The organism is Streptomyces sp. NPDC058326, from assembly GCF_042879855.1.
Lineage (GTDB): Bacteria > Actinomycetota > Actinomycetes > Streptomycetales > Streptomycetaceae > Streptomyces.
Map to the genome: position 1 here is coordinate 167,651 of NZ_JBHVZO010000007.1, position 19,311 is coordinate 186,961.

General features: G+C 72.1%; 18 protein-coding genes and 1 pseudogene. 13 read left to right on the forward strand and 6 right to left on the reverse strand.

From position 1 onward, the window contains the following. The 6 genes and pseudogenes from ACFVYX_RS16000 to ACFVYX_RS16025 form a co-directional block, all read left to right on the forward strand. Positions 1-1,566 (forward strand): annotated as a pseudogene (locus ACFVYX_RS16000) (hypothetical protein); the annotation flags it as partial. A gap of 114 nt (positions 1,567-1,680) precedes the next feature. Then, entirely contained in the window at positions 1,681-2,616 is a 936-nt protein-coding gene (locus ACFVYX_RS16005; protein ID WP_389681969.1) for a cellulose-binding protein, read from the forward strand. A 103-nt stretch (positions 2,617-2,719) separates the two neighbouring features. Next, on the forward strand, positions 2,720-3,688 hold the full coding sequence (locus ACFVYX_RS16010; RefSeq protein ID WP_389681970.1) for an ABC transporter ATP-binding protein: 969 nt from the start codon (positions 2,720-2,722) through the stop codon (positions 3,686-3,688). Between the two features lie 3 nt (positions 3,689-3,691). Then, the gene (locus ACFVYX_RS16015) at positions 3,692-4,471 is read left to right on the forward strand and encodes an ABC transporter permease (protein ID WP_389681971.1); all 780 of its coding nucleotides are present in this window, start codon (positions 3,692-3,694) and stop codon (positions 4,469-4,471) included. 191 nt (positions 4,472-4,662) lie between these two features. After that, positions 4,663-5,814 carry an ABC transporter ATP-binding protein gene (locus ACFVYX_RS16020; protein WP_389681972.1) on the forward strand — a complete coding sequence of 384 codons (1,152 nt, stop codon included), beginning with the start codon at positions 4,663-4,665 and terminating at the stop codon, positions 5,812-5,814. Then, positions 5,811-6,644: an ABC transporter permease gene (locus ACFVYX_RS16025; protein ID WP_389681973.1), complete on the forward strand. Its 834-nt coding sequence runs from the start codon at positions 5,811-5,813 to the stop codon at positions 6,642-6,644. Before ACFVYX_RS16020 ends, ACFVYX_RS16025 begins: the two co-directional genes overlap by 4 nt. Positions 6,645-6,662: 18 nt before the next feature. On the opposite strand, the gene ACFVYX_RS16030 is transcribed toward ACFVYX_RS16025, so the two are convergent. Next, complete coding sequence (locus ACFVYX_RS16030; RefSeq protein WP_389681974.1) at positions 6,663-6,989, reverse strand: ATP/GTP-binding protein; 327 nt, start codon at positions 6,987-6,989, stop codon at positions 6,663-6,665. Positions 6,990-7,187: 198 nt separating this feature from the next. Between ACFVYX_RS16030 and ACFVYX_RS16035 the strand changes: the two genes are divergently transcribed. After that, positions 7,188-8,222, forward strand: coding sequence for an LLM class flavin-dependent oxidoreductase (locus tag ACFVYX_RS16035; RefSeq protein ID WP_389681975.1), 1,035 nt, complete (start codon positions 7,188-7,190; stop codon positions 8,220-8,222). 108 nt (positions 8,223-8,330) lie between these two features. Here the strand turns inward: ACFVYX_RS16035 and ACFVYX_RS16040 are convergent, their stop codons facing one another. Next, on the reverse strand, positions 8,331-8,723 hold the full coding sequence (locus ACFVYX_RS16040) for an SCO5389 family protein (RefSeq protein WP_055641302.1): 393 nt from the start codon (positions 8,721-8,723) through the stop codon (positions 8,331-8,333). A 248-nt stretch (positions 8,724-8,971) separates the two neighbouring features. Between ACFVYX_RS16040 and nucS the strand changes: the two genes are divergently transcribed. Further along, the gene (nucS, locus tag ACFVYX_RS16045) at positions 8,972-9,643 is read left to right on the forward strand and encodes an endonuclease NucS (protein WP_389681976.1); all 672 of its coding nucleotides are present in this window, start codon (positions 8,972-8,974) and stop codon (positions 9,641-9,643) included. Between the two features lie 106 nt (positions 9,644-9,749). Here the strand turns inward: nucS and ACFVYX_RS16050 are convergent, their stop codons facing one another. From ACFVYX_RS16050 to ACFVYX_RS16060, 3 genes are all read right to left on the reverse strand, one after another. Then, positions 9,750-12,404, reverse strand: coding sequence for an ATP-binding protein (locus tag ACFVYX_RS16050; RefSeq protein WP_389681977.1), 2,655 nt, complete (start codon positions 12,402-12,404; stop codon positions 9,750-9,752). Between the two features lie 198 nt (positions 12,405-12,602). Further along, complete coding sequence (locus tag ACFVYX_RS16055) at positions 12,603-12,926, reverse strand: STAS domain-containing protein (RefSeq protein WP_030210572.1); 324 nt, start codon at positions 12,924-12,926, stop codon at positions 12,603-12,605. Between the two features lie 125 nt (positions 12,927-13,051). Beyond that, positions 13,052-13,900: a 3-hydroxyacyl-CoA dehydrogenase family protein gene (locus ACFVYX_RS16060; RefSeq protein WP_389681978.1), complete on the reverse strand. Its 849-nt coding sequence runs from the start codon at positions 13,898-13,900 to the stop codon at positions 13,052-13,054. A 221-nt stretch (positions 13,901-14,121) separates the two neighbouring features. Here ACFVYX_RS16060 and ACFVYX_RS16065 point away from each other — a divergent pair, with 221 nt between their 5' ends. The 3 genes from ACFVYX_RS16065 to ACFVYX_RS16075 are packed head-to-tail and all read left to right on the forward strand — an operon-like array spanning position 14,122 to position 16,996. After that, positions 14,122-15,036, forward strand: a complete 915-nt coding sequence (locus ACFVYX_RS16065) for a DMT family transporter (protein ID WP_389681979.1) — start codon at positions 14,122-14,124, stop codon at positions 15,034-15,036. Then, positions 15,033-15,812, forward strand: coding sequence for a hypothetical protein (locus ACFVYX_RS16070; protein WP_389681980.1), 780 nt, complete (start codon positions 15,033-15,035; stop codon positions 15,810-15,812). The genes ACFVYX_RS16065 and ACFVYX_RS16070 overlap by 4 nt, the downstream gene beginning before the upstream one ends. A gap of 32 nt (positions 15,813-15,844) precedes the next feature. Next, the gene (locus ACFVYX_RS16075; RefSeq protein ID WP_389681981.1) at positions 15,845-16,996 is read left to right on the forward strand and encodes a cysteine desulfurase family protein; all 1,152 of its coding nucleotides are present in this window, start codon (positions 15,845-15,847) and stop codon (positions 16,994-16,996) included. Between the two features lie 19 nt (positions 16,997-17,015). Here the strand turns inward: ACFVYX_RS16075 and ACFVYX_RS16080 are convergent, their stop codons facing one another. Further along, positions 17,016-17,654, reverse strand: coding sequence for a TetR/AcrR family transcriptional regulator (locus ACFVYX_RS16080; protein ID WP_389681982.1), 639 nt, complete (start codon positions 17,652-17,654; stop codon positions 17,016-17,018). Between the two features lie 88 nt (positions 17,655-17,742). Between ACFVYX_RS16080 and ACFVYX_RS16085 the strand changes: the two genes are divergently transcribed. Further along, positions 17,743-18,516: an ABC transporter ATP-binding protein gene (locus ACFVYX_RS16085; RefSeq protein WP_389681983.1), complete on the forward strand. Its 774-nt coding sequence runs from the start codon at positions 17,743-17,745 to the stop codon at positions 18,514-18,516. A gap of 33 nt (positions 18,517-18,549) precedes the next feature. Beyond that, complete coding sequence (locus ACFVYX_RS16090; protein ID WP_389681984.1) at positions 18,550-19,299, forward strand: ABC transporter permease; 750 nt, start codon at positions 18,550-18,552, stop codon at positions 19,297-19,299. Positions 19,300-19,311 lie beyond the last annotated feature (12 nt).

Genomic DNA, 19,311 nt, shown 5'->3' on the forward strand with positions numbered 1-19,311 from the left:
CAGGCCGACGCGCTCCTCGCCGAAGCCACCACCCAGGCCGAACGGCTCACCGCCGAAGCGGTCGAGCTCATGGAGACCACCGAACAGGACGCCCGACGGCTCCGTACCGAGGCCGAACAGGTCAAGGCCGACGGAGAGGCGCACGCGGAGGCGCTGCGCGCCGCGGCGATCGCGGACGGCGAGCAGGTCCTCGACGAGGCCCGTAAGGCCGCCGACAAGCGGCGCGGCGACGCCGCCGAACAGGCCGACGCGCTCCTCGCCGAAGCCACCACCCAGGCCGAACGGCTCACCGCCGAAGCGGTCGAGCTCATGGAGACCACCGAACAGGACGCCCGGCGACTCCGCGCCGAGGCCGAACAGGTCAAGATCGACGGGGAGGCGCACGCCCAGGCGCTGCGGGCGGCGGCCCTCGCCGACGGCGAGCAGGTCCTCGACGAGGCCCGCAAGGCCGCCGACAAGCGACGCGGCGACGCCGCCGAACAGGCCGACGCGCTCCTCGCCGAAGCCACCACCCAGGCCGAACGGCTCACCGCCGAGGCGAACGCCGAGGCCGAGCGGGTCACCCGGGAGGCGGGCGAGCTCGCCGACGCCCTCACGGCGGACGCGCGCGCCGAGGCCGAGGCGACGGTGGGTTCCGCGCGGCAGGACGCCGAGCGGATCCGTACCGAGTCGGAGCGGCTGCGGGCGGACGCGGAGGCGGCGGCCGAGCAGATGCGGTCGGAGGCCCGCGAGGAGGCGGACCGCACGCTCGACGAGGCGCGGGAGGCCGCGGCCCGGAAGCGTTCGGACGCGGCCGAGCAGGCGGACCAGCTCATCGCCAAGGCCCAGGAGGAGGCGCTGCGCGCCACCACCGAGGCCGAGACGCAGGCGGACACGATGGTCGGCGCGGCCCGCAAGGAGGCCGAGCGGATCGTCGCCGAGGCGACCGTCGAGGGCAACTCGCTGGTCGAGAAGGCCCGTACGGACGCGGACGAGCTCCTGGTCGGGGCGCGCGGCGACGCGACCGCCATAAGGGACCGGGCCGAGGAGCTGCGGAGCCGGGTCGAGGGCGAGATCGAGGAGCTGCACGAGCGGGCGCGCCGCGAGAGCGCCGAGCAGATGAAGACGGCGGGCGAGCGGGTCGACAACCTGGTGAAGGCAGCGACGGAGCAGCGCGCCGAGGCCGAGGAGAAGGCGAAGGAGCTGGTCTCCGAGGCGAGTTCGGAGGCGAGCAAGGTCCGTATCGCCGCGGTCCGCAAGGCGGAGGCGCTCCTCAAGGAGGCCGAGCAGAAGAAGGCCTCGCTCGTCGCGGAGGCCGAGAAGATCAAGGCGGAGGCCGAGCGCGTCAGGTCGGAGGCCCAGGCCGAGGCCGAGGCGACGATCGAGGAGGGCAAGCGCGAGCTCGAGGTGCTCGTGCGCCGCCGCAAGGACATCAATGCCGAGATCTCCCGTGTCCAGGACGTCCTGGAAGCGTTGGAGTCTTTCGAGACCCCGTCGGTCGGGGCGAAGTCCGCCGGGGCCGTGGGCGCGAAGGCGGGTGCGTCAGCGGGGTCCACTCGTTCGGGTGGCAAGCCCCAGGACGACTAGCCACTCAAAAGGCTGGACATTCTCCAGATCAAACGGGCATACGCTCGATGACACGCCGCTTCGGCCCCTAGGATTCCCCCTAACACCTCACCGGTCTCATTCGACAGGAAACCCATGAGCGACACATCCTCCCCCTTCGGCTTCGAGCTCGTGCGGCGCGGTTACGACCGCGGTCAGGTGGACGACCGCATTACCAAGCTCGTGTCCGACCGCGACAATGCCCTGTCCCGCATCACCGCCCTGGAGAAGCGAATCGAGGAGCTCCACCTCGAGACGCAGAACGCCCAGGCGCAGGTCACCGACGCCGAGCCGTCGTACGCGGGGCTCGGCGCCCGGGTCGAGAAGATCCTCCGGCTCGCCGAGGAGGAGGCGAAGGACCTGCGTGAGGAGGCCCGTCGCGCCGCCGAGCAGCACCGTGAGCTGGCCGAGTCGGCCGCCCAGCAGGTGCGCAACGACGCGGAGTCGTTCGCGGCCGAGCGCAAGTCGAAGGCCGAGGACGAGGGCGTACGGATCGTCGAGAAGGCGCAGGGCGAGGCCAACTCGCTGCGTGCCGAGGCGCAGAAGGACGCGCAGTCGAAGCGCGAGGAGGCGGACGCCCTCTTCGAGGAGACCCGCGCCAAGGCCGCCCAGGCCGCCGCGGACTTCGAGACGAACCTGGCGAAGCGCCGCGAGCAGTCGGAGCGTGACCTGGCCTCGCGTCAGGCGAAGGCCGAGAAGCGCCTCGCGGAGATCGAGCACCGCGCCGAGCAGCTCCGCCTGGAGGCCGAGAAGCTGCGGACGGACGCGGAGCGCCGGGCCCGTCAGACGGTGGAGACGGCGCAGCGCCAAGCCGAGGACATCGTGGCCGACGCGAACGCCAAGGCCGACCGGATCCGCAGCGAATCGGAGCGCGAGCTCGCGGCTCTGACGAACCGCCGGGACTCGATCAACGCCCAGCTGACCAACGTCCGCGAGATGCTGGCGACGCTGACCGGTGCCGCGGTGGCGGCGGCCGGCTCGCCGATCGACGACGAGCGTCCGGCCGGTGTCCCGGCCCAGCAGTCCCGCTGACGCGGTCCGCCGAGAGGCCGAACCGGTAACAAGTGCGTAGCGTTGCCCGAACCCCCCGTCATTCCGGTGGCGGGGGGTTTTGTGCGACCGTAGGTTGGTACGCATGATCGAGCTTGAGGGCCTGACCAAGCGTTACGGGGCGAAGACCGCGGTCGACCAGCTTTCCTTCCAGGTGCGGCCTGGCGTGGTCACCGGCTTCCTCGGGCCGAACGGGGCGGGCAAGTCGACGACGATGCGGATGATGCTGGACCTGGACAACCCGACGAGCGGGACGGTCCGGATCGACGGCAAGCACTACCGCGACCTGCCGGAGCCGCTGAAGTACATCGGGGCGCTGCTCGACGCCAAGGCGATGAACGGCGGCCGCTCGGCGTACAACAACCTGCTGTGTCTCGCGCAGTCGAACCGCATCCCGGAGCGCCGTGTCGGCGAGGTGCTGGACCTGGTGGGTCTGACGGCGGTGGCGAAGAAGAAGTCGAAGGGCTTCTCGCTCGGCATGGGGCAGCGTCTTGGCATCGCGTCGGCGCTGCTCGGGGATCCCGAGATCCTGATGTTCGACGAGCCCGTCAACGGCCTGGATCCCGAGGGAATTCACTGGATCCGCAATCTCATGAAGGCGTTGGCGGCCGAGGGCCGGACGATCTTCGTTTCCAGCCATCTGATGAGTGAAATGGCGCTGACGGCTGATCATCTGATCGTCATCGGGCAGGGAAAGCTGCTGGCCGACACGTCGATGGCGGATTTCATCCAGCAGAATTCCCGGAGTTATGTGCGGCTGCGTTCGCCGCAGCAGGAGCGGCTCAGGGACGTGCTGCGGGCCAATGGGTTCGTTCCGGTCGAGGCGGGCAACGGCACCGTCGAGGTGGACGGGGCGACGACCGAGAAGCTCGGCGAACTGGCGGCGGAGAGCGGGCTCGTCCTGCACGAGCTGAGCTCCCAGCGCGCCTCGCTCGAAGAGGCCTTCATGCAGATGACGGCCGGTGCGGTGGAGTACCACGCGCACGGCACCGATGTACACGGTGGCGCTCCGGCGCCCGGCCCCCAGTGGGGCACGACCTCCCAGGGAGCCTGAACGATGGCAGCGGCATCCGCGGTCCTGCAGTCCGAGTGGACCAAGATCCGGACGGTGTCGTCGACCGTCTGGACGCTGGCGAGCGCCCTCCTCGTCACGGTGGCGATGAGCGCGGCCCTGTGCGCGTTGATGAGTTCCACCTTCGACCAGCTGAGCGACGTCGAGCGGGCCACCTTCGACCCGACCCTGATCAGCTTCTCCGGGATGATCCTGGGGCAGCTGGCGATGGTGGTCTTCGGGGTCCTGGTGGTGGGGACCGAGTACTCCTCCGGCATGATCCGCACCTCGCTCGCGGCCGTGCCGCAGCGGGCGACCTTCCTCTTCTCGAAGATCGCGGTGGCCGGCGGTCTCGCGCTCGTGGTGGGTCTCGCGACGAGCTTCCTCTCCTTCTTCCTCGGACAGGCACTGCTCGGCGAGCACCGGACCTCGATCGGCGAGGAGAACGTGCTGCGGGCGGTGATCGGCGGCGGTCTCTACATGGGGCTGATCGCGCTGTTCTCCATGGGTGTGGCGGCGATGCTGCGCTCGTCGATGCTGTCGCTCGGCATCCTGGTGCCGTTCTTCTTCCTGGTCTCGCAGATCCTGTCGGCGGTGCCGAAGGCCAAGGAGGTGGCCCGCTACTTCCCGGACCAGGCCGGCGCGAAGATCATGCAGGTCGTGCCGGACGCCATGAACTCGGAGGAAGCTCCGTACGGCCCGTGGGGCGGGCTCGGGATCATGGTGATCTGGGTGGTGGCCGCGCTGCTCGGCGGCTATCTGGTACTGAAGAAGCGGGACGCCTGATCCCGCCGGTCCTCCCCTGACGTCCCCTGGGTGAGAACCCTGAGGTTTCCCTGGGAGACCGCCCTCGGGCGGTCTCCGCTTTCGCCGGAACCGTCAATGGCTGGATAAGCTCCTAGCTCATACGGGGGGCTCCGGCCGACGGCCGCCACGCCCCGACATGGATGCGACCGACCTGTCGATGGGGCTGGAGAATGATCGAGGCAGTCGGCCTGACGAAGCGCTACGGCGCCAAAACGGCCGTGTACAACCTTTCCTTCCAGGTGAGGCCCGGTGTCGTCACCGGGTTCCTGGGGCCCAACGGGTCCGGCAAGTCGACCACGATGCGCATGATCCTGGGGCTCGACCAGCCCACGGCGGGACATGTCACGATCGGCGGCCACCCCTTCCGGCAGCTGCCGAACGCGCCCCGGCAGGTCGGCGCGCTCCTCGACGCCAAGGCCGTGCACGGCGGGCGGAGCGCGCGCAGCCATCTCCTTTCGCTCGCGCAGCTCGCCGGCATCCCGGCGCAGCGCGTCGACGAGGTCCTGGGCGTGGTCGGCCTCCAGGACGTCGCCAAGCGCCGTTCCAGCGGCTTCTCGCTCGGCATGGGGCAGCGGCTCGGTATCGCGGCGGCGCTCCTCGGCGACCCGCAGGTGCTGCTCTTCGACGAGCCCGTCAACGGTCTGGACCCGGAGGGCATCCTCTGGGTCCGCAACCTGATGAAGAAGCTGGCCGCCGAGGGGCGGACGGTCTTCGTCTCCAGCCACCTCATGAGCGAGATGGCCCTCACCGCCGACCATCTGATCGTGATCGGGCGGGGGCAGCTGCTCGCGGACATGAGCGTCACGGACTTCATCTCGGCGAACTCCGCCGACTTCGCGCGGGTACGGACCCCCCAGGCCGAACCCGGGCAGCGGGAGAAGCTGACGGCGGCGCTCATGGAGGCCGGCGGCCAGGTGCTGTCCGAGCCGGACGGCGCGCTGCGGGTGACGGGCCTGCCCCTGCCGAGGATCAGCGATCTGGCGCACGACGCGGACGTACGGCTCTGGGAGCTGTCCCCGCACCAGGCCTCCCTCGAGGAGGCGTACATGCGGCTGACGCAGGGCGCCGTGGACTACCGCTCCACCGACGACCGGCTCGCGCACCTCCAGCCCCCGCAGCCGGGCGGGCCGGGATACGGCATGCCGCCGCAGCCGGTGGTCCAGGACGTGCCGCAGCAGGGCTGGTACGCGCCGCCGCCGCCCGGACAGAACCCGTACGCCGGGGCTTCCGGCCAGGCCGCCGTGCCGGGCCCGTACGCCCCTCCGGCCGCCGCGCGGCCGAGCAGCCCGCAGCCGAGCGACACCACCAAGGACGCCCGATGACCGCCCCCGCCCCGCACCACGCACCGGCGCCGCACTCCTATGTCTCCCCCATCCCGGTCCGCAGGGCGCACCTCGGTGACGCCCTCGCCTCCGAGTGGACGAAGATCCGCTCGGTGCGCTCGACGCTGTGGACGCTCGGGGTCATGATCCTGCTGATGCTGGCCATCGGCCTGGGGGTGGCGGCGATCGCCGCGGCCTCGGAGGCCCCGATGGGGGACGAGTCCGCGCTCGCCTTCGGCTTCTTCGGGATGCTGCCGGCCTCGATCTGTGTGATCACGCTCGGAGTCCTCACGATCGCCTCCGAGTACGGCACCGGCATGATCCGTACGACCCTGACGGCCTGCCCGAGCCGCGGCCGGGTGCTCACGGCGAAGGCGATCGTCTTCTTCCTGCTCGTCTTCACCGTCACCACCGTGGTGGCCGGCGTCGTGGCGGCGGGCCAGGTCGCGATCGTGGACGCGGCGGAGCCGACGGCGGCCGAGTGGCTGCGGGCGACGGTCGGAGCGGGCGGCTATCTGGCGATGCTGGGGCTGCTGTCGCTGGCGCTCGGGACGGTGATCCGGCACTCCGCGGGCGCGATCACGGTGATGATCGGTCTGCTGCTGCTCCCGCTGGTGGCGGCCCTCTTCATGTTCTCCGAGGCGCTCAGGTCCGTGCAGGAGTGGCTCTTCACGTACGCCATCCCGGCGCAGATGATCGCGCTGTACGCCACGGAGCCGCCGTTCGGCGGGAACGGCCCGGCGGGCTGGGAGCCGCTGCTGATCGTGACGGGGATCGCGGGGGTCGCGCTCGCCGGTGCCTTCGCCCTGCTGAACAGCCGGGACGTGTAGGCCCGGGGAACCCCTGGCTCAGTACCTGGGCGCGTTACGGGACCGCTGCACCCTGCTGGTGCGGCGGTCCTTCGCGTTCCAGCAGGCCTTGTGCCAGTGGCGCCGGTCGTCCACTCCGCCGTACTCCGGCCAGGCGACCAGGTGCGGGGCGCCACCGGGGATCTCCTGGTCGCAGCCGGGGCAGCGGTAGCGCTTGCCGGGCGCGCTCGCCCCGGCGACGAAGCGGATGTACCACTCCTCGCCCTGCCAGGTCTCCGTGCTCTGCACGCCGCCGTACCGGTCGCCGGGATCGCCCTGCTGCGCGGGCTTCTCGCCGCCTCGGGAACGGTTGTGGCGCGGGGACACGGGCACACCTCACGGAGTCTGGGAACACGGACCGTCTTCTCAAGCCTACGGGCCGCGACGCGGTGCCCCGGGCCCCGTCCGCGACGGCTTAGCCGAAAATCGCAAGAACTTCATGAACGGCCGTTGCCTTTGGCACGTGTCAGACGTTGTTGCCAGTGCGAGGGGAGAGCCGCGTCGGTCGCAAGGAGGCAGAAGACGATGCGCGTGGGTACGTTCGTTCTGGCCGCCCAGTTCCCGGGCCAGGGACAGGGTGAGGCCCTGCATCGGGCGGTGCGGACCGCCGAGGTCGCCGAGGAGGCGGGCCTCGACTCGGTCTGGCTGGCCGAGCACCATTTCGTACCGTACGGGGTCTGCCCGTCGGCCGTGACACTGGCCGCGCTGCTCCTGGGCCGCACACGGCGGCTGCGGGTGGGCACGGCGGTGAGTGTGCTGCCGACGGTCCATCCGGTCGCCCTGGGCGAGCAGGCGGCGCTGCTGCACCTCACCTCGGGTGGCAGGTTCACCCTGGGGGTGGGCCGGGGCGGGCCCTGGGTCGATCTGGAGGTGTTCGGCGCGGGTCTCGGCGCGTACGAGCAGGGCTTCCCCGAATCCCTCGACCTGCTGCTGCGCTGGCTCACCGAGCCTCGTGTGGGCGCCGAGGGAGAACGATTCGCCTTCCGTGAGGTACCGGTGGTGCCCCGTCCCGACGAGCTCATCGGCGGGGCGGCGTCCCCCGAGGTGGTGGTGGCCTGCACCTCGCCGAAGAGCGTGCGGCTGGCCGCGGAGCGCGGACTGCCGATGCTGCTCGGCATGCACTGCGGCGACGCCGACAAGGCGGAGATGGTCGCGGCCTGGGCGCGGCACGCACGGGAGGCCGGGCGGGACCCGGACGAGATCGCGCGGATCGGCTCCTGCCACGTCTCGGCGGGCGTCGCCCAGCTCGCGGACCGGGGGGCCGACGCCGCGGAGGCGCTTGTGAAGGCGATGCCGGGCTGGCTGAAGCAGGGCCTCGACGCCCATGTGACGGTCGACGGCCGGCACCGGGCGATGCGGGACCCCGTGGCGTACACGGAGCTGTTGTGCGGGATGCACCCGGTGGGCACGCCCCGGCGCGCGGCGGACCGGCTCGCGGCGACCGCGGAGCGTACGGGCATCACGCGCTTCGCCCTGCTCGCGGAGGGCACGGGCGACCTCGCGGCGACCGAGGAGAACGTCCGGCGGCTCGGTGCGGAGGTCCTGCCGCTTCTGGTGTGAGACCTGTCATGGCGGGGACTGTGCCGCCGCTCCGGCATCTTCGCGCGGCGATGCGCGTCGACACGCATCGATCGCGTCTCGCGCGATGCGGAGCGGCAGCACCATGTCTCAGCAGTCGCGCATCTCCGGCGACTGGTTCAGCAGCTGCCCCCGTACGGACGTGAAGCGGGCGAGCCGCTCGTCCACCGCCGGGTCCAGCGGGAACACCGCGACGCGGTGGCAGTTCTGGAAGGCGAGACGCACCCCGAAATGCCGCTGCAGCGCACCACGAATGGCATCGCTCGCGAGCGCGCGCAGCAGCTGACCACGTGCCTGCTCATTCGGCGGCGGCGTCTGGTTGTCGGCGAACTCTCCGCCGTCGACCTTCAGCTGGGCCACCAGAGAACTGATCATCTCCCATGCGTAGGGCAGGGAGGTCCGGACGCAGTCGACGAAGTCGGCTTCGTCGACCTCGCCTCGCTCGGCCTGTTCCAACAGTGCCGGTGAGACGTCGAGCGACATGGGTTCTCCTCTCGCGACCCCGCGGGCGGGGTCTTGCGGGCAGGGCGAAAGCCGGTCGGCCGCCACGCAGCGTGCACGGACGACGACCTCCAGCTTCCACGGTAAGCGCGCAGTCCTGACCGCACCAGGAGATGGGGAAGACAACCGGCTGATAACCGACGGGTGTTCGGCTCAGGATCATTCATCGGGGGCGCGCGTCCGATGCCCGAATCGCGCGGAAGAGCGCCCGTCTTGTAGCGTTGCCGACCATGCGTCTCGTCATTGCCCGTTGCTCCGTGGACTACGCGGGCCGGCTCACGGCCCACCTGCCCTCCGCGCCCCGTCTGATCCTGATCAAGGCAGACGGCAGCGTCTCCATCCACGCGGACGACCGGGCGTACAAACCGCTCAACTGGATGTCGCCGCCGTGCACCCTCAAGGAGGGTGCGGACGGTGAGAGCGGCATCTGGACCGTGATCAACAAAGCGGGCGAGAAACTGATCATCACGATGGAGGAGATCCTCCACGACTCCTCGCACGAGCTGGGTGTGGACCCGGGTCTCATCAAGGACGGCGTCGAGGCGCACCTCCAGGAGCTCCTCGCCGACCGGATCGAGACCCTCGGCGAGGGGTACACCCTGATCCGCCGCGAGTACCCGACCGCGATCGGCCCGGTGGACATCCTCTGCCGGGACTCGGACGGCGGGACGGTCGCGGTGGAGATCAAGCGGCGCGGCGAGATCGACGGCGTCGAGCAGCTGACCCGCTACCTGGAGCTGCTCAACCGCGACCCGCACCTGGCGCCGGTCAAGGGCGTCTTCGCGGCGCAGGAGATCAAGCCGCAGGCACGGGTGCTCGCGACGGACCGCGGGATCGGCTGCGTGGTCCTGGACTACAACGCGATGCGCGGCATCGAGGACGACAAGCTGCGGCTGTTCTGACGGTCGGCGGTACGGGAGTACGGGGAAGGCCCCGGGTGCGGAGGACGCACCCGGGGCCTTCGTCGTCCCGTACGTCGGTACGTCGACCCGGGCTCCCGTACGTCCGTCAGGCGGGGGTTTCCGCGCTGGTGGAGTCGCCGGGGGCGGGCCGGCCGACGAGGGTGGCGGAGGCGGAGTTGCCGGGGTCCTCCGTCTCCGACGGGGCGGTGGTCGTCGCCGGGGGCGTCGTGGGCGGCTCGGTCGTCGTCGGCGGGCTCGTCGTCGGCGAGGGCGTCGTGGGCGGCTCGGTCGTCGTCGGCTCGGTCGTGGTCGGACGCGGCCCGCTCGGCGTGGTGGGAGCCGTCGGCGGCTTCGTGGTCGTCGTGGGGGGTGTCGTCTCCGTCGGGCTGTCCGAGGGGGAGGGCGAGCGGGTGGCACCGGGGCCGGTGGAGGACGACGACGGGCCGTTGTCCGGACTCGGCGGGCTCGGGGAGCCGGAGTGGGTGGGGTCGCCCGTCTCGCCCGGCTCTGCCCCCTCCTCCTCGGCCGGCGGCTCCTCGCCGTCCACGCCGTCGTCGGTGGTGTCCTCGGTCACCGTGCTGTCGGAGGTGACGCGGTTGGTGGCCGGGGCCTCACCGTTGCCCGAGGTGGCACCGAGGGTCACGACGGTGCCGAGGACCGCGACGAGGAGCGCGCCCGCGCCGACGGCGGCGAGGTTGCGGCGGGCTCCCCCGATGATGCCGCCCTTCAGGCTGGTCCGGCCGCCGCCGGGAGTGGTGTCGGGGCGGGTGACGAGCGTCGGGCCCTCGTCGGCGAAGTCGGGGAACGCGGGGAACGCGGCGGCCGCCGGGGTTCCCGCCGCACCGCCGGCCGGCGGTGACGTCCGTACGGGTCCGCCCGGCAGGGGGGCGGTGACGGGCTCCGGCCGTGCGGGGCGGGCCGCCGGGCCGGGCAGGGCGGGGGTGCCGCGCGGCGGGGAGACGGGCTCGGCGGCGAGGGCGCCGGCCGCGGTGCCGTGCTCCCCGGAGCGGTCGGCGACGAGGGCGAGCGCCCGGCGGCCGGCGACGGTGCCCCGCTTGTCGGCGAGCACGCCGCGCATGCCGATGGAGGCTTCGAGTTCGGCGCGGGCTCGCTCCAGGTTTCCGGTGCAGAGGGCGAGGATGCCGAGCTCGTGGTGGAAGTACGCCTCCTCGGCGACGTCGCCCGTGAGCCGGGCGGCCTCCTGTCCGGCGCGCAGGGCGCGCTCCCAGGCGCCCCAGTGGAGTCCGGCGGCGAAGGCGGGAGCGGCGGCACGGGCGAGGAGGACGGCGGTGGCGCGGTGCTCGGCGGTGACGTCGGCGTCGGCTCCTCTGCCGGTGCCGGAGCCGACGCAGACGGCGAGGGCGGCGAGCAGGGCGTCGGACTCGGCGGCGGCCCGCTCGGGGGTGACGGACGGGTGTGCGGCCCACCAGGCGTAGTGCTGGGCGACCGTGTGGGCGCGGTCGGCGGCCGTGTGGTCGGGTTCGTACCCCTGGGCGAGGAGCTGGGTGAGGACGCCGGCGGCGAGCCGGTAGCGGGTGCCGACCGGGGAGAGCAGGCCGCAGGCCTTGAGTTCACCGAGGGCGGCGTCGGCGTGGGTGTCGCCGACGAGGGCCGGCAGATGGGCCTGGTGGGGGACCTCGCCGCCGAGGGCGACGGCGAATCGCAGCGCGGTCTGGGCGGAGCGGCTGAGCCGGGAGGCGAGCAGGGCGGCGGGGGCGGCGCCCTCGCCGAGGCTGGGCAGGGGTATCTCGCGGAGTTCGACGTCGTGGTCGTCGATGCCGTCGAAGGCCGCGGCGGCGGCGGCCGCTGCCGCGTCGGGATCGGTGGGCCCGAAGGCCTCTTCGAGGGCGCCGAAGGCGTCGAACTCGGCCGGGGTGACACGCAGCCGGTCGCGCTGGCTGAGCAGCGCCCCGGCCTGGACGAAGCGCAGCGGCAGGCCCTCGGATTCGAACCACAGGTCGCCGGCCCAGTTGGCCTCGTCGTCGGTGAGGGTGCGGCCGACCGCGCTCTCCAGGAGCGTGAGGGCGGCGCCTCGGCCGAGGCCGCCGAGGGAGACCTCCTCGACGGGGGCGCCGGAGGTGGGGGCGGGCGTGTCGGGTCCGGCGGCGAGGAGGAAGGCGCACTCGGGGGCGGCGGCGAGGAGTTCGTCGAGGGCGGCGCCTCCGAACTCCAGGTCGTCGACGACGACGACGGCGCCGATGTCGCGGAGCCGGTCGAGGAGTCCGTCACGGCCGGGCCGGTGGTCCGGGGCGTAGCGGACGGCGGCGAAGAGCTCGTGGAGGAGTTCGGTGGGGGTGCGGTGGTGGCCGGAGAGCCGGACGACTCCGTCGGGGGCGAGCCCGGCGCAGTCGGCGGCGACCGCGTCGAGAAGGGTGGTGCGGCCGGATCCGGCGGGGCCGGTGAGGCGGGCGGAGCGGCCTCGGCCGAGGATGCCGACGAGACGCTCGCGCTCCTCCTGGCGTTCGAGGAGGGGCAGCTCGGGGGCGGCGGGTCCCGGCGGGACGGGCGGCGCGGCGGCGCGGGCGGCCTCGGCGCGTTCCTCGGGGGTACGGGGGCGGGCGGGCGCGGGTTCCTGTCCGGGCGGGCAGGGTTCGATCTCGCTGCCGTCGACGGGGTTGACGGTGACGAGCAGGTCGCCGGAGACGAGCCTGACGACACGGGCACGCGCGGGCGCGGGTGCGGGCGTGCCGCGTCCCTGGCGGACGTCGTCGCCCTCGGCGTCGTGTCCGTACTCCTCCGGCCCCCGGTTGATCGGGTCCATGGTCCAAGCCCCCAAGAAGCGGTGTCCGGTGCCCGCCGGGTGGGTCCGTCAATGTGCAGGCGACCGAACCCTAGACCGTGGTCAGGCGGCCGGGAACAGGTGGGGTGCCCCGAAGACCAAGACGTCACGGTCTTGTGAGGATTGAGCGTGACGCCTGGTTCACACAGCTGCTTCACAGGGCGCGGCGGCCCGGGCGGCTCACACCCGGGGCAGGGACTCCAGGGCGAGGCCGCCCTCGATGGCGAGGATGCGGTGCAGCCGGGTGGCGACGAGCAGCCGCTGCATCTGGGGCGGCACCCCGCGCAGGACGAGGCGACGGCCGCAGCGGCCGGCCCGCCGGTGGGCGCCCATGATGACGCCGAGCCCGGTCGCGTCCCAGGAGTCGAGGCCGGTCAGGTCGAGCACCAGGTCGCCGACTCCGTCGTCGACGGCCGAGTGCAGGACCGTACGGGCGTCCGCCGCGCTGCGGACGTCGAGGCGGCCCCCGACGACCAGCTCGACGTGGTCGCCCCTGATGTGCATATGTGCTCCCCGAGAGTCTCCGTCTTCGCAACAACTGACTGCCGAGACAGCAGAAGCGTTGCGCCTTGTCAGCGAACCGGTACCGAAATTCACCCCACGGGGTGAGGCGGGGTGGCGGAACGGGCTCAGTACTTGTAGTAGCCCTGCCCGCTCTTGCGGCCGATGTCACCCGCGTCCACCATCCGGCGCATCAGCTCCGGCGGTGCGAACTTCTCGTCCTGGGACTCGGTGTAGATGTTGTTGGCCGCGTTCACCAGGATGTCGATGCCGGTGAGGTCGGCCGTGGCGAGCGGGCCCATGGCGTGGCCGAAGCCGAGCTTGCAGGCGATGTCGATGTCCTCGGCGGTGGCGACGCCCGACTCCTGGAGCTTGGCGGCCTCGACGACGAGGGCGGCGATGAGCCGGGTGGTGACGAAGCCGGCCACGTCGCGGTTGACGACGATGCAGGTCTTGCCGACGGACTCGGCGAACTCCCGCGTGGCGGCGAGGGTCTCGTCGCTGGTCTTGTAGCCGCGGACGAGCTCGCAGAGCTGCATCATCGGGACCGGGGAGAAGAAGTGGGCGCCGACGACGGCCTCGGGGCGCTCGGTCACCGCGGCGATCTTGGTGATCGGGATCGCGGAGGTGTTGGAGGCGAGGACGGCACCGTCCTTGGCGACCTTGTCGAGCGAGCGGAAGATCTCGTGCTTCACGTCGAGGTTCTCGAAGACGGCCTCGACGATGACGTCCGCGTCGGCGACGGCCTCGAGCTCGGTGGTGGCGGTGATCCGGCCCAGCGCGGCCTCGGCGTCGGCGGCGTCGAGCTTCCCCTTCGCGACGAAGCGGTCGTACGACGCCTTGATGCCGTCGGTGCCCCGGGTGAGGGCGGCGTCGGTGACGTCACGCAGGACGACGTCCCAGCCCGCCTGTGCCGAGACCTGTGCGATGCCGGACCCCATGAGTCCGGCTCCGATGACGGCGAGCTTCCTTGCCACGGTTTTCCACCCCTCAACGCCTGTTCACTTCTGGCTCTCCGGCGGAGATTAGCGGTCGGGGGGCGCCATGTGACCGCTAAGTAACGCGCGTCACGCTGTCTTTGACGGACGTCACACTCACAACACCCCGTTCGGCCACTCGTACGGTCGCGGCATACCCCAGGGGGGTATATAGTCAGGCGCACTTGTCCGACGGTCGTCGTTCGGAAGGAGCTGCCGTCATGCGTCCGTACGCCCTGGGGACCGCCCCCGCCCCGCTGCTCCTGCTGACCGGCATGATCAGCCTCCAGTTCGGCTCCGCCTTCGCGAAGCGGCTCTTCGAACAGACCGGCCCGGCCGGCGCGACCCTGTTACGGCTGCTCATCGCCGCCACCCTGCTCTGCCTGCTCTCCCGGCCCGCGCCCCGGCTCCTGCGCGACCACTGGCGACTGCTCCTCCCCTACGGGGCCGTCTTCGCCGTGATGCAGTTCTCCTTCTACGAGGCGACCTCACGCCTCCCCCTCGGGGTCGTCGTGACCCTGGAGTTCAGCGGACCGCTGCTGCTCGCCGCCTTCACCTCGCGCCGCGCCCTCGACCGGATCTGGGTGACGCTCGCGGGCACCGGCCTGCTCGTCCTCGGCGGCACGAAGGGCATGGACGACCCGGTCGGCCTGGCCGCGAGCCTGCTCACCGGAGCGGCGCTCACCGGGTACATCCTGCTCGGCGCACGGGTCGGCAGGGCCGTCCCCGGCGGCTCCGGTCTGGCCATCGGACTCACGGTCGCCGCCGTCCTCGCGCTGCCCACCGCCCCCGTACTGGGCCTGCCCTCCCCCGGCGTCCTGCTCGACCCGGGGGTGCTCGGGGCCGCGCTCGCGGTGGCCGTCCTCACGACCGTCGTGCCGTTCTCCCTGGAGTTCGCCGCGCTGCGGCGGATGCCACCGCGGGTCTTCGCCGTCCTCTCGACCGTGGAGCCGGTCATCGCCGCCCTGGTGGGCCTCGCCCTGCTCGGCGAACGGCTCTCGTGGGTCCAGTGGGCGGCCGTCCTCTGCGTGGTGGGCGCGGCCGTCGGCACGGCGCGGAGCTCCGCCGCGCCGCCGGACCCGCCGCCCCTACCGAACGACCGAACCCCCTCCCGGAAGAACGGAGTGCCCACGTGACCAGCCCGACGAGCACGACCAGCCCTCTCCCCCCTCGGAGCCGTACGGTCCCGGCCCGGGTCGCGCCCCTGCTCGAGACCGTCTCCCCCACCTCACGCTCGGCGCTCCTCGTCGCGGGAGGCTACTTCGACACGACGGCCGGCATCGGCGCGTTCTCACTCAACTCCTTCGCCCTCGCGCAGGAGACCGGAGCGGCCGCCCGCCGGCTCCACCGCGGCAACAAGGTCCTGTACGACGTCATCGTCAACGACCTCGGCATGTCCTGTTCCACCGACGTCTGCACGCTGCCGGCGGCCGGCCCCGCCGAGACCGACCTCTCCCCGCTCACCGCCTCGGCCGCCGCGGCCGGGATCGACTTCACCGTCACCCGCGAGCGGAACCTGCGCAACCGCGCCGCCCGGTCGATGAAGCGGTGGCTGCGCGACCCCGCCGCCCACCCCCTGTTCACCCGCGAGGGGGACGAGATCGTCTTCCGCTCCCGCCAGTACGAGAAGGTGCTCGCCGGCGTCGTCAAGGACGACCACGTCGTACCGCGCTGCCCACTCATCGTCGCCGAGTACTTCGCGCGCTACTTCGCCCGGCTGCGGGCCTTTCCCGACTGCGCGCACCGCCATGTCGTCGACATCAACTCGCTCGCCGACCGGGACAAGGTGACCAAGGGCGCCGAGATCTACCTCCGCACCCTCGGCACGCCCGAGGAGGAGATCGTGCTTGTCTTCGCCGACGCGGCCTGCGCCGATCCGCTGGCCCTGACCTACACCGCGTACGACTTCTGACCACCCGTCACAGCGGAAGAGGGAGAACCGGCATGGCCACGATCTACCTGGACCACCAGGCGACCACCCCGATGGACCCGGCGGTCGTCGAGGCGATGAACTTCGCCGCCACCCACTGCTACGCCAACCCGTCCAGCCCGCACGCCGCCGGCATCCGCGCCTTCCGCGAGGTCGAGCGCGCCCGCGGCGCGGTGGCCCGGCTCATCGGGGCGGGGCGCAGCGAGATCTACTTCACCTCCGGTGCGACGGAGGGAAACAACCTCGCGATCAAGGGAGTCGCCACGACGACGGGCGGACCCCGCCATGTGGTGACGACGGCGGTGGAGCACAAGTCGGTGCTCGACACGTGCCGTTCGCTGCGGGACGCGGGCCACGAGGTGACGGTGCTGCCGGTCGACGCCGAGGGCCGGGTCGATCCGCGGCGGGTCGCCGCGGCGCTCCGGCCGGACACCGCGCTCGTCTCGGTGATGCTCGCGAACAACGAGGTCTCCACCATCCAGCCGGTCGCCGAGATCGGCGCGCTGACCCGGGCGGCGGGCGTGCCGCTGCACTGCGACGCGACGCAGGGGGTGGGCTCGCTGCCGGTGGACGTACGGGCGCTCGGGGTCGACCTGCTGACCTTCTCCGGGCACAAGATCTACGGTCCGAAGGGTGTCGGCGTGCTGTACGTCGCGAACCGGCTCTCGGACCGGACGCCGCTCGCGCCACTGCTGCACGGCGGCGGGCAGGAGCGGGGGCTGCGCGCGGGCACGCTCAACACCGCCGCGGTCATCGGCCTCGGCGCGGCCGTGGGGGTGCTCGCGGCGGGCCGGGAGGAGGAGGCGGCCCGGCTCGCGGGGCTGCGGGGCCGGTTCCTCGCGGAGCTGGCGGATCTCGTCCCGTACACACTCAACAGCGGTACGGGGCCGGGCTTCCTGCCGCACGCGGTGAACCTGTCGTTCCCGGACGTGGACGCGCAGCAACTGCTCCTGGAGGTCGCCGACCTCGCGGTCTCGACGGGTTCCGCCTGCAACAGCTCGGCGCAGGAGCCGTCGCACGTCCTGCGGGCGATCGGGCTGCCGCCCGAGCGGATCAGGGGCAGCGTCCGGATCGCGTTCGGCCGCTTCAGCACGGAGGCGGAGGCGGTCGGCGCCGCCCGCGCGCTGGCGACGGTCGCGGGCGGACGGCCGAAAGTGACGGCCTAGGGGAGCGCCTGGGGGGCCGTCAGCGCTCGCGTACCGCGTACGTCAGGACCCGCTCGCTCAGCAGCTCCTCGATCTCGTCGAGGAGCACCAGGGCCTGCCGGGAGACGGTGGTCGCCTTGCCGCCGGTGGTCATCTCGCGGGTGATGTACCCGACGACCGCGTTCTCGATCCAGGCGAGCTGCCCGCCGACGAGCAGGGGCAGCGGATCGTCGGCGGGCGCGCCGGTCTCCTCGCGGAGTGTGGTGACGACGGCGTCCTGGACCTGCTCCTGGACGTGGAAGAGCCGGGCCTTGAGGGTGGGGGCGTGCTCGATGACGTTCATGAAGGCGTCGAAGCCGTCCATGAGTCCGTACGCGGGTGAGACGGCTCCGATGTCCTGGCGGAGTTCGCGCAGCACGGCGCGGGCCGCGGACTCCCCCCGGTCGCGGCCCCTGATCATCCGGGCGAGGCGTTGGGTGACGCCGTCCATCCGGTCGAGGAAGAGGTCCTCCTTCGCCGGGAAGTAGTTGTAGACGGTGTTGACGGAGACGTCCGCCGCCTCGGCGACATCGGCGACGGTCACGTGCGCGAAGCCGTGTTCCAGGAAGAGCCCCGTCGCGATGTCCGAGATCCGCTGCTTCGTCTCGCGCTTCTTGCGTTCCCTGAGTCCCTCGGCCATGCGCTCATCCTAGGCTCCCTGAAATTTCGGTGTCACTGAAATTTTGGGGACGTTGCAAAATTTCATCGACTCTGTTTCTGTAGTCGCCATGCCCATCATCAGCACCGCCGGGCTCGCCCGGACCTTCTCCACCAGGAACGGCCCCGTGGAGGCCGTCCGAGGGATCGACCTGACCGTCCGGCCCGGCGAGATCCTCGGACTCCTCGGCCCCAACGGCGCCGGAAAGACCACCACCCTCCGGATGCTCACCACGCTGCTCCCGCCCACCGCCGGCGCCGCGACCGTCGCCGGCCACGACCTCGTACGGGACCCCGCGGCCGTACGCCGCCGCATCGGGTACGTCGCCCAGTCCGGAGGCCTCGACCCGCAGGAGACCGTCCGCTCCGAGCTCGTCACCCAGGGCAGGCTCTACGGAATGAACCGGGCCCGCGCGGCGGCCCGCACCGAGGAACTCGCGGCCGACCTCGGGCTCACCGAGCTCCTCGACCGCCCGACCCCCGCGCTCTCCGGCGGCCAGCGCCGGCGGCTCGACCTCGCGATGGGCCTCACCCACCGGCCGGAGATCCTCTTCCTCGACGAACCGACGACCGGACTCGACCCCGGCAGCCGCGCCGACCTGTGGACGCTGGTCCGGCGGCTCCGCGACGAGTACGGCACCACCGTCGTCCTCACCACCCACTACCTGGACGAGGCGGACTCCCTCGCCGACCGGCTGGTGATCGTGGACAAGGGCACGGTCGTGGCCGAGGACAGCCCCGCCGCCCTGAAGGCCGCCCACGGCGCGGCCACCCTCCAGGACGCCTTCCTCGCCGTCACCGGGCGGGGTCCGGCGCCCGTCGACACCACACCCGTAGCCGTCTGACCCCGCGCGGACCCCGCACCCCTAGGACAACCGATGCTTCTCCACGACACCGCGCTCCTCTTCGGACGCTACGCCCGCCAGACCCTGCGCTCCCCGTTCCAGATCTTCTTCGGCGTCCTGATGCCGCTGCTCTACCTGCTCTTCTTCGGGCCCCTGCTCACCGGACTCCCCCTGGGCCGCGAGGGCGACTCCTGGCAGATCCTCGTCCCGGGCCTGCTCCTGCAACTGGGGCTCTTCGGAGCCTCGTTCGCCGGGTTCTCGATCATCATGGAGAAGAACTGGGGCGTGTTCGACCGGATGCGGGTCACCCCGGTGAGCCGGCTCGCCCTGCTGCTCGGCCGGGTGCTGCGGGACGCCGCGCTCTTCGTCTTCCAGGCGGTCCTGCTCGTCCTGGTGGCCCTGCCGATGGGACTGCGGGCCCCGCTCGCCGGAATCCTGATCGGCTTCGGCTTCGTGGCCCTGCTGTCGGTGGCGCTCGCCTCCCTCTCGTACGCCCTGGCCCTGAAGCTCCGCACCCCGCAGGAGTTCGGCCCGGCGATCAACACGCTCGCGATGCCGGCGATGCTGCTGTCCGGCCTGATGCTGCCGATGACGCTCGCCCCCGGGTGGCTCGACGTGCTCTCGCGCCTCACGCCGTTCCGCTATCTGGTGGACGCCGTCCGGGAGGCGTACGTCGGCCACTACACGACACCGACCCTGCTGTACGGGGTCCTCGTCGCCCTCGGTGTGGCGGCGCTCGCCGTGACGGTGGGCACACGGACGTTCCGGAGCGCCGGTGCCTAACTAGGCTGGGCC